The 1,914-nt window shown below is 42.1% G+C and carries 4 protein-coding genes; 2 read left to right on the top strand and 2 right to left on the bottom strand.

The features are described 5' to 3' along the window. The first annotated feature begins 380 nt into the window (after positions 1–380). Together H141_RS0119490 and H141_RS0119485 are read left to right on the top strand one after the other, a co-directional pair. A complete protein-coding gene (locus H141_RS0119490) occupies positions 381–653 on the top strand; it encodes a type II toxin-antitoxin system Phd/YefM family antitoxin (protein WP_026349575.1) in 273 nt (90 codons plus the stop codon). Then, entirely contained in the window at positions 634–906 is a 273-nt protein-coding gene (locus H141_RS0119485; RefSeq protein ID WP_019677944.1) for a Txe/YoeB family addiction module toxin, read from the top strand. The genes H141_RS0119490 and H141_RS0119485 overlap by 20 nt, the downstream gene beginning before the upstream one ends. Positions 907–1,009: 103 nt before the next feature. On the opposite strand, the gene H141_RS0119480 is transcribed toward H141_RS0119485, so the two are convergent. Both H141_RS0119480 and H141_RS0119470 read right to left on the bottom strand, forming a co-directional pair. After that, complete coding sequence (locus H141_RS0119480) at positions 1,010–1,273, bottom strand: hypothetical protein (protein WP_019677943.1); 264 nt, start codon at positions 1,271–1,273, stop codon at positions 1,010–1,012. Between the two features lie 119 nt (positions 1,274–1,392). After that, positions 1,393–1,800 (bottom strand): GFA family protein, encoded by a 408-nt coding sequence (locus H141_RS0119470; RefSeq protein ID WP_019677942.1) that lies wholly within the window; start codon positions 1,798–1,800, stop codon positions 1,393–1,395. Positions 1,801–1,914 lie beyond the last annotated feature (114 nt).

The raw sequence follows: 1,914 nt of genomic DNA, 5'->3' as shown, positions 1-1,914 counted from the left end.
TGAACACCTAGGTTAAAAAGGCACTGAGCCCAACGCGGGAAGATCTGGGTGTTCACATTCACCAGTATGGGTGTTCACATAAATCAGAATACGCATCTACAGTATGGCGATGTCCTGGCCAAGTAATACATGCCGAAAGAGTAAGGCTTAGGCAAGCTAAAATAACTAGTCGAAATTTAAGAAATACTGACATTTGCTTTCCGTGCTTCATTGTTGTTGTTCCTGAGAGTGCCGATAATCTTTCAGCCGGCATAACGCTGCCAACACGCGCAGCTTTGTAGTAAAGGCGAAGCCGCAACGAAAAAGCTGTCGCTGTGCTTGGCCTTGTTAGGGCTCTTGGCGTATACTTGTACGGAAACTCCGTACACCAAGGTGCCATTATGGATACAATCAGTGTAAACAAATTTAGAGACAACATGAAGAGTGTTGTAGAGCAAGTGGTTAACCGGCATGAACCGCTCAAGGTAACAAGAAGAGCTGGAGAAGCTTTTGTTGTGATTAGCGCCAACGACTGGGAGCGAGAGCAAGAAACGCTTTATGTACTCCAGAGCCAGAGCCTCATGCAACAGATTGCTGCATCCCTTGAAACTCACAACCGTGACAAAGGTTACATACCGACTGAAGAGCAAATGAATGAGATCACTGGTTTTTGAAGGCAATACTTGGGAAGCGTATGAAACTATGCGCGAGAAAGACAAACAATTACACAAGGCCTTGTGCAAACTACTGAAAGAAATGCTGCGCTCAAACAACCCTGCTTCAGGTTTGGGAAAACCAGAACCACTTAAGCATAATCTCTCCGGCTTCTGGTCAAAGCGGATATCACAGAAAGATCGTTTGGTATATCGGTTTGACGAAAAATCCATTTATATCTTCGCAATTGGTGGGCACTACGATCAGCCCTAACGCTTTGCCAAGGGGCAAATGCGAATGTTGTTGGGCGAAGCCCAGTGAGTATTTGTCCCAGCCGCGTTTTTTGCGGCGAACTTAGGCAACTTGTTATAAACAATTATATGCTGACGCTGCCTTTTGTTTTATTTATATCTACGAGAATTTTCTCTAAGTAAGTAAAAATAAGCATTATCGCTAATTGTAAACAAACAAAAATAACAATTGAGAATGGTGAACTTGATAGCATGCTTTCTGTTGTGTTTTCTGAATTATTGGCCAATAAAAGATCAATAAGGGTTAGAAATAGGAATAGTCCCGAAACATAAAGAACAACCTTGATTTTTGCTCTTCGCAGCTTTTTGATTACTTCATCATCATTCATTTAAAACTCCTTTTTGGTTTTTGCTTATAACGCCAAAATTTAGCGCGGAAAGCCGCGCAGCGGGTTGAGGTCGCAGCCAGCGCTTTTTGCTGGCGATAAAATTTGATTGTTATGTGCCATTATTTACGATCTGCCGGATGGTTTACACCATCGTTAGTCGGTACATTTGGTATTTTTAATGGGTTAACTCCCTCAAGGCAAGCAACATTAAAGCCATACTGTGTTGGATTTGACCTGCGTTGATGGTGAGTGTAAATACCACAGTTACTACAAAAATAATGCTTAGCTGTCTTTGTATTGAACTGGTAAAGCTTTAAAAAGCTCTCACCTTTTATAATTTTTATACCCGATAAAGGAATTGAAGCCGCTATCGCTCCACGCCTCCGGCAAAGCGAACAATCACAGCGCCGTAATTCAATCAAGCCATCCGGCAAATCAAGCTCAAACTCAACAGAACCACAATGGCAGGTCGCTTTGTGTTTAGCTTTGATTGGAACGCCATCAATTTCTTTCAAATTTAAAGCCATACTTGGTTCCTTGCGAGCACATAACGAGCCTGTAGAAAAACCTGTTTACAACACAGCATTTCTACCCAGGCTATTCTGTTTATTATTTGTTACGAACTTTGCATGCTTTTGGTG

The sequence above is a fragment of the Arsukibacterium perlucidum DSM 18276 genome, assembly GCF_000382165.1.
GTDB lineage: Bacteria > Pseudomonadota > Gammaproteobacteria > Enterobacterales > Alteromonadaceae > Alishewanella > Alishewanella perlucidum.
This window is presented reverse-complemented; position numbering and strand designations above follow the sequence as displayed.

Bases quoted from the DNA above. Each gene is read 5' to 3' on its own strand.
- H141_RS0119490 (WP_026349575.1), top strand. From the start codon at position 381: ATGGATACAATCAGTGTAAACAAATTTAGAGACAACATGAAGAGTGTT.
- H141_RS0119485 (WP_019677944.1), top strand. From the start codon at position 634: ATGAGATCACTGGTTTTTGAAGGCAATACTTGGGAAGCGTATGAAACT.
- H141_RS0119480 (WP_019677943.1), bottom strand. From the start codon at position 1,273: ATGAATGATGATGAAGTAATCAAAAAGCTGCGAAGAGCAAAAATCAAG.
- H141_RS0119470 (WP_019677942.1), bottom strand. From the start codon at position 1,800: ATGGCTTTAAATTTGAAAGAAATTGATGGCGTTCCAATCAAAGCTAAA.